The organism is Paracoccus sp. UBA5162 (assembly GCF_002413585.1).
Taxonomy (GTDB): Bacteria; Pseudomonadota; Alphaproteobacteria; order Rhodobacterales; family Rhodobacteraceae; genus Paracoccus.
On the sequence record NZ_DHXG01000101.1, the window covers coordinates 3,429 to 10,598 of the forward strand.

Consider the following 7,170-nt stretch of genomic DNA (forward strand, 5'->3'; position numbering starts at 1 on the left):
TGCGACCAGGGCGGCGAATGCGATCTTCAGGACCAGGCGATGGCTTACGGCGTCGATTTCAGCCGCTATCGCGAGCCGAAACGCGCCGCCGAGGAACTGGATCTCGGCCCGCTGGTCGAGACGCACATGACGCGCTGTATCTCGTGCACGCGCTGCGTCCGCTTCACCACCGAGGTGGCGGGCATCAGCCAGATGGGGCAGACCGGGCGCGGCGAGGACAGCGAGATCACCAGCTATCTGAACGAGACGCTGGCCTCGAACCTTCAGGGCAACATCATCGACCTGTGCCCGGTGGGTGCGCTGGTTTCCAAACCCTATGCCTTTACCGCGCGGCCCTGGGAACTGACCAAGACCGAGTCCATCGACGTGATGGATGCGATGTGCAGCAGCATCCGGGTGGATACGAAGGGCCGCGAGGTGATGCGCATCCTGCCGCGCAACCATGACGGCGTGAACGAGGAATGGATTTCCGACAAGACCCGCTTTGTCTGGGACGGGCTGCGCCGGCAGCGGCTGGACAAGCCCTATATCCGCGAGAACGGCAAGCTGCGGCCCGCGACCTGGCCCGAGGCCCTGACCGCGGCCGCGCGCGCCATGCAGGGCAAGAAACTGGCCGGGCTGGTCGGCGACCTGGCACCGGTCGAGGCGGCCTTCAGCCTGAAGACGCTGATCGAGGGCCTGGACGGCCATGTCGAATGCCGCACCGACGGCGCCCGGCTGCCCGCCGGCAATCGCAGCGCCTATGTCGGCACCGCGCGGATCGAGGATATCGACCACGCGAAATACATATTGCTCGTCGGGTCGAATCCGGCAGTCGAGGCGCCGGTGCTGAACGCACGCATTCGCAAGGCGTGGTCGCAAGGCGCTCGGATCGGCGTCGTGGGCGCGGCGGTGGACCTGACCTATCCCTATCACCACGCCGGGACCGATCGTGCCGCCTTGCAGACTATCGTCGACCGCGATCACAGCGACGTGATCGATCATCCGTCCCTGGTCATCGTCGGGCAGGGGGCGTTGCTGGGCGATGACGGCGCGGCCGTGCTGGCCGCTGCCATGGCGGCGGCCGAGGCATCGAAAAGCGGCCTGCTGATCCTGCACACCGCCGCCGGACGGGTGGGCGCGATGGATGTGGGCGCGGTGACCGAGGGCGGTCTGCCGGCGGCGCTGGAGGGCGCCGAGGTGGTCTATAATCTGGGTGCCGACGAGGTCGAGATCGCGGATGGCGCCTTCGTCATCTATCAGGGCAGCCATGGCGACCGGGGCGCGCATCGCGCCGATATCATCCTGCCGGGGGCCTGCTATACCGAGGAAAACGGCCTTTTCGTGAATACCGAGGGCCGGCCGCAGCTTGCCATGCGGGCCAATTTCGCACCCGGCGAGGCGAAAGAGAACTGGGCGATCCTGCGCGCCCTGTCGGCGGAACTGGGCCAGCAATTGCCGTGGGACAGCCTGGCGCAACTGCGCCGCGCGCTGATCCGGGCGGTGCCGCATCTGGCCCGGATCGACCAGGTGCCGGCGAATGAATGGCAGGCCGTGCCGAGGGCCGATCTGGACAGCGCGGCCTTCGTCTATCCGATCAGGGATTTCTACCTGACCAATCCGATCGCGCGTTCCTCTCCGCTGATGGCGGAATTGTCGCGGATGGCCGCGGCGCGGCAGGCGCCGGCGATGGCGGCAGAGTAACCCCATGCGGCCAGCCCTTCGCCAGCCGCTTGTCCGCGCTGCAGCCCTTGCGGGGCTGGCGGCGCTGACGGGGTGCGGCGCGAAGACCGAGGCGCGTCCGCCCGCCAAGCCCGCATCGCTGAGCGCAACGATCGCGGCGCCCGGCGCGGCGGGCGACAGGGCCGCGCTGACGACGGCCCGGATCTCGACCAAATCGGGGCAGATCCTGATCCTCGAACCCGATGGCAGCGTCACCAGCATGGATCTGGATTCGGCGGCGGGGCGCAGCGCCTTTGCCGTCAGCGATGCCGATCTGGCGGCGCTGGACGACAAGCCGCGGCCGGATCCGGCCGGCGCAGGCGCGACAAGGCCGAAAGGCCCGACCGCGCAGCAAAGGGCCATCGCCGCCTTTGCCCGGCGGACCCGACCCGCGCTTCCGGACCGCAAGGAAGGCAGCGAAATTTCGGACAAGGATTTTCTGGGCGCGCGGGTGAAGCCTCTGGGTGACGGCAAACGGTCCGATCTGGTCGAAGTGACGGCGAATCTGCGCCAGGGGGTGGACGCCGATATCGCCTTTTCGTATGCCACCTGCGCGCTGGCAGGCTGGGCAAAGGCGAATGGCGCCCGTTATGGCCGTCACATCCGCACGCTGCAGGACACGCGCGATGGCAAGTTGCTGATCGGGGCCGCCTTCACGATCTCGGACAGCAAGCCGCTGGGCCTGCGGGTGATGGAAACGAATGAGACCTTGCGCGAATGCAAGGCACGCGGCATTCCCGCGGCGTAAGCAGAAGGACGGGCGTCATGGACGGATTTTGGTCTTCATCGCTGGGCATCGCCATCATCCTGCTGGCGCAGGGTCTGGCGCTGATCGTCTTCGTGATGCTGTCGCTGGTCTACATGGTCTATGGCGACCGCAAGATCTGGGCAGCGGTGCAGATGCGGCGCGGCCCGAACGTGGTCGGACCCTGGGGCCTTCTGCAAACCTTCGCCGACGCCTTGAAATATGTCGTCAAGGAAGTGGTGATACCGGCCGGCGCCGACAAGTTCGTCTTCTTCCTGGCGCCGTTCCTGTCGATGATGCTGGCGCTGACCGCCTTCGTGGCGATTCCCTTCGCGCCCGGCTGGGTGATGGCCGACATCAATGTGGGCATCCTGTTCATCCTGGCCATCTCCTCGCTCGAGGTTTACGGCGTCATCATGGGCGGCTGGGCCTCGAACTCGAAATATCCGTTCCTGGGTTCGCTGCGCTCGGCCGCGCAGATGATTTCCTACGAGGTCAGCCTTGGCCTGATCATCATCGGCGTCATCATCTCGACCGGTTCGATGAACCTGACCGATATCGTCGAGGCGCAGCGCGGGATGGGGCTTCTGTCCTGGTACTGGCTGCCGCATCTGCCGATGCTGGTCCTGTTCTTCGTCAGTTGCCTGGCGGAAACCAACCGCCCGCCCTTCGATCTGCCCGAGGCCGAATCCGAATTGGTGGCGGGCTTCATGGTCGAATATTCCTCGACCCCCTATCTGCTGTTCATGGCCGGCGAATACATCGCGATGTGGCTGATGTGCGCGCTGATTGCGCTGCTGTTCTTCGGCGGCTGGCTGTCGCCCATTCCCGGCATCCCCGACGGGGCGCTGTGGATGTTCCTGAAGATGGTCTTCTGGTTCTTCATGTTTGCCATGGTGAAGGCGATCGTGCCGCGCTATCGCTATGACCAGTTGATGCGCATCGGCTGGAAGGTGTTCCTTCCGATGTCGCTGGGCTGGGTCGTGATCGTCGCCTTCCTGGCGAAATTCCAGGTCTTCGGATCGTTCTGGGCCCGCTGGGCGGGGATGTGATCGACATGGCCTATTCGAACAGGATCGCGGAATCGCTGGCCAGCGCCTCGGAGCAGGACAAGATCGAATTCGCGCATTTTCTGGCCAATAATCTGGACAGCGCCGAAAACGCCCGTGACGGCGCGCGTATCCGCGACTATGTGGCGGCCTTCGACCGCTTTTCCGCGCCCAAGCAAGGGGAGCATTTCTGATGGCTTTCGATATCGCCCGCGCCACCAAGTATTTCCTGATGATGGATTTCATCAAGGGGTTCGGCCTCGGCCTGAAATACTTCTTCGCCCCCAAGGCGACGCTGAACTATCCGCACGAAAAGGGGCCGCTGAGCCCGCGTTTTCGCGGGGAACACGTGCTGCGCCGCTATCCCAACGGCGAAGAACGCTGCATCGCCTGCAAGCTGTGCGAGGCGATCTGCCCGGCCCAGGCGATCACCATCGACGCGGAACCGCGCGCCGACGGATCGCGCCGGACCACGCGCTATGACATCGACATGACCAAGTGCATCTATTGCGGGTTCTGCCAGGAGGCCTGTCCGGTCGATGCCATCGTCGAGGGACCGAATTTCGAATTCGCCACCGAATCCCGCGAGGAACTGTTCTACGACAAGCAGAAACTGCTTGCCAACGGCGACCGCTGGGAAGCCGAGATCGCCCGCAACCTCGCCATCGACGCGCCCTACAGATGACCGACGCTTTCCAGAAGATGTTCCAGCAGATGATCCAGTCCGGTCATGAAATGGCGCGGGTCTTCAATCCGGCGCTGGAACATGTCGATACCAAGGCATTCGAGAAGCTGATCCCGACCATGCCGTCGGACATGCTGGAAATGTGGTTCGGCAAGACCTTCAACCGCGACGGGCTGGATGCCAGAACCCGTCTGCTGGTCACCATCGCCGCGCTGACCGTGCAGGGCGCCCAGGCCGAGCCGCAATTGCGCCTGACCATCCGCCATGCCGTCGAGGCGGGCGCCACCCCGCGCGAGATCGCCGAGGTGATCTATCAGATGGGCATGTTCGCGGGCATCCCGGCAATGCAGAAGGCGCTTGAGATCGCCCAGGGCGTGTTTACCAAACCCGAGGAGCGCGAATCCGAATGATGATCTTTTCCTTCTATCTCTTCGCCATCAGCGTCTGCGTCTCGGGATTCATGGTCGTGCTGGCGCGCAACCCGGTCCATTCGGTTCTGTGGCTGATCCTGGCCTTTCTCTCTGCGGCCGGGCTGTTCGTCCTGCAAGGCGCCGAATTCGTCGCCATGCTGCTGGTCATCGTCTATGTCGGCGCGGTTGCGGTGCTGTTCTTGTTCGTGGTGATGATGCTGGACGTCGATTTCGCCGAGCTGAAGGGCGAATTCGCACGCTATCTGCCGCTGGCCGGGCTGATCGCGGTCGTGCTGCTGGCGCAGCTGGGAATCGCTTTCGGGGCCTGGCAATCCTCGGACCAGGCCGAGGCGATGCGGGTCGTGCCGATCGACGCCGGGGCGCAGAACACGAACCTGATCGGGATCGTCCTCTATGACCGCTACATGCTGCCGTTCCAGCTTGCGGGGCTGATCCTGCTGGTGGCGATGATCGGGGCGATCACCCTGACCATGCGGCATCGCCGGGACATCAAGCGTCAGGATGTCCTGACGCAGATGTATCGCGATCCCGCCAAGGCGATGGAATTGCGGGACGTGAAGCCGGGACAGGGGCTGTAGCCGACCGGAACGGCCGCCCGGATCGCGGCAAGGGAATATTTTCAACGGGTGAGCGACCCGGAGGGACGGAAAAGATGATCGGTTTGACACATTACCTTGTCGTAGGGGCGATTCTGTTCGTCGCCGGGGTGTTCGGCATCTTCGTGAACCGGAAGAACGTCATCGTCATCCTGATGTCGATCGAGCTGATGCTGCTGGCGGTCAACATCAACTTCGTCGCCTTCTCGGCCCATCTGGGCGATCTGGTCGGGCAGGTCTTTACCCTGTTCATCCTGACCGTCGCCGCCGCCGAGGCCGCGATCGGGCTGGCGATCCTGGTGGTGTTCTTCCGCAACCGCGGCACCATCGCGGTCGAAGACGTCAACGTGATGAAGGGGTAAGGGACCATGACGCAATTCATTCTCTTTGCCCCGCTGCTGGCCGCGATCGTCGCAGGTTTCGGCTGGCGCGTGATCGGGGAACAGGCCGCCCAATACGTGACCACGGGGATCCTGTTTCTGGCCTGCTTCCTGGCCTGGATCATCTTCCTGACCTTCGGCGGCGAGACGCAGCTCGTGCCGGTGCTGGACTGGATCGTCTCGGGCGATTTCGTCAGCGAATGGGCGATCCGGCTGGACCGGCTGACCGCGATCATGCTGATCGTGGTGACGACCGTCTCGGCGCTGGTCCACCTGTATTCGATGGGCTACATGGCCCATGACGACAACTTCGCCCATGACGAACATTACAAGGCGCGCTTCTTCGCCTATCTGAGCTTTTTCACCTTCGCCATGCTGATGCTGGTGACGGCCGACAACCTGCTTCAGATGTTCTTCGGATGGGAGGGCGTGGGCGTCGCCTCGTATCTGCTGATCGGTTTCTACTACAAGAAGCAATCCGCGGGCGCAGCCGCCATGAAGGCGTTCATCGTGAACCGGGTCGGGGATTTCGGCTTTCTGCTGGGCATCTTCGGGCTGTTCTGGATGACCGGCTCGGTCCAGTTCGACGCCATCTTCGGGCAGGTTCCCGAACTGGCGCAGACGCAGATGCAATTTCTCTGGGGCGACTGGAATTCGGCCGAGGTTCTGGCGGTGCTGCTGTTCATCGGTGCGATGGGCAAGTCGGCGCAGCTTTTCCTGCATACCTGGCTGCCCGACGCGATGGAGGGCCCGACCCCGGTTTCGGCGCTGATCCATGCCGCGACCATGGTCACCGCGGGTGTCTTTCTTGTTGCCCGGATGTCGCCGCTTTACGAATTCGCGCCCGACGCCAAGCTGTTCATCACCGTGATCGGCGCGACGACGGCCTTCTTCGCGGCGACCGTGGGTCTGGTGCAGAACGACATCAAGCGCGTGATCGCCTATTCGACCTGTTCGCAGCTGGGCTACATGTTCGTGGCCGCCGGCGTCGGCGTCTATTCGGTCGCGATGTTCCACCTTCTGACCCACGCCTTCTTCAAGGCGCTGCTGTTTCTGGGCGCGGGTTCGGTCATCCACGCGATGCATCACGAACAGGACATGCGGAACTATGGCGGCCTGCGACAGAAAATCCCGCTGACCTTCTGGACCATGCTGATCGGCACCCTGGCGATCACCGGCGTCGGGATACCGCTGACCGATATCGGATTCGCGGGCTTCCTGTCGAAGGACGCGGTGATCGAAAGCGCCTGGGCGGGCAACACCTATGCCTTCTGGCTGCTGGTCATCGCCGCCGCCTTCACCAGCTTCTATTCCTGGCGGCTGATGTTCATGACCTTCTGGGGCACGCCGCGCGGAGACCGGCACACGCATGAACACGCCCATGAAAGTCCGCGCGTCATGACCGTGCCTCTGGTCGCCTTGTCCGTGGGCGCGATCTTTGCCGGCATGGTCTTCTACGAGCCCTTCTTCGGCCCCCGCGAAGAAGTCTCGCGCTATTTCAACATCGCCGGCAGCGAGGCTTCGGCCAGCGCCGAGGGCGAAGCCGGCGCCGAGGCTCCGGCCGGGGAGAATTCTGCCCAGGC

9 protein-coding genes are annotated in these 7,170 nt (G+C 63.9%); all 9 read left to right on the plus strand.

Going from position 1 to position 7,170, the window contains the following annotated elements:
• The coding region (locus B4A72_RS16040; RefSeq protein WP_292979121.1) for a molybdopterin-dependent oxidoreductase at positions 1–1,683 on the plus strand (1,683 nt) is incomplete at its 5' end.
• Between the two features lie 4 nt (positions 1,684–1,687).
• Positions 1,688–2,449: a hypothetical protein gene (locus tag B4A72_RS16045; protein WP_292957445.1), complete on the plus strand. Its 762-nt coding sequence runs from the start codon at positions 1,688–1,690 to the stop codon at positions 2,447–2,449.
• Positions 2,450–2,466: 17 nt separating this feature from the next.
• The gene (nuoH, locus tag B4A72_RS16050; protein ID WP_292957448.1) at positions 2,467–3,498 is read left to right on the plus strand and encodes an NADH-quinone oxidoreductase subunit NuoH; all 1,032 of its coding nucleotides are present in this window, start codon (positions 2,467–2,469) and stop codon (positions 3,496–3,498) included.
• A gap of 5 nt (positions 3,499–3,503) precedes the next feature.
• Positions 3,504–3,689: a hypothetical protein gene (locus B4A72_RS16055; protein ID WP_292957451.1), complete on the plus strand. Its 186-nt coding sequence runs from the start codon at positions 3,504–3,506 to the stop codon at positions 3,687–3,689.
• On the plus strand, positions 3,689–4,180 hold the full coding sequence (gene nuoI, locus B4A72_RS16060; protein WP_292957454.1) for an NADH-quinone oxidoreductase subunit NuoI: 492 nt from the start codon (positions 3,689–3,691) through the stop codon (positions 4,178–4,180). The genes B4A72_RS16055 and nuoI overlap by 1 nt, the downstream gene beginning before the upstream one ends.
• On the plus strand, positions 4,177–4,590 hold the full coding sequence (locus B4A72_RS16065) for a carboxymuconolactone decarboxylase family protein (protein WP_292957457.1): 414 nt from the start codon (positions 4,177–4,179) through the stop codon (positions 4,588–4,590). The genes nuoI and B4A72_RS16065 overlap by 4 nt, the downstream gene beginning before the upstream one ends.
• Complete coding sequence (locus B4A72_RS16070) at positions 4,587–5,189, plus strand: NADH-quinone oxidoreductase subunit J (protein WP_292957460.1); 603 nt, start codon at positions 4,587–4,589, stop codon at positions 5,187–5,189. The genes B4A72_RS16065 and B4A72_RS16070 overlap by 4 nt, the downstream gene beginning before the upstream one ends.
• A 74-nt stretch (positions 5,190–5,263) precedes the next feature.
• A complete protein-coding gene (nuoK, locus tag B4A72_RS16075; RefSeq protein ID WP_292957463.1) occupies positions 5,264–5,569 on the plus strand; it encodes an NADH-quinone oxidoreductase subunit NuoK in 306 nt (101 codons plus the stop codon).
• A gap of 6 nt (positions 5,570–5,575) precedes the next feature.
• Positions 5,576–7,170 (plus strand): NADH-quinone oxidoreductase subunit L (nuoL, locus tag B4A72_RS16080; RefSeq protein ID WP_292979123.1); only part of this gene is annotated, 1,595 nt, incomplete at its 3' end.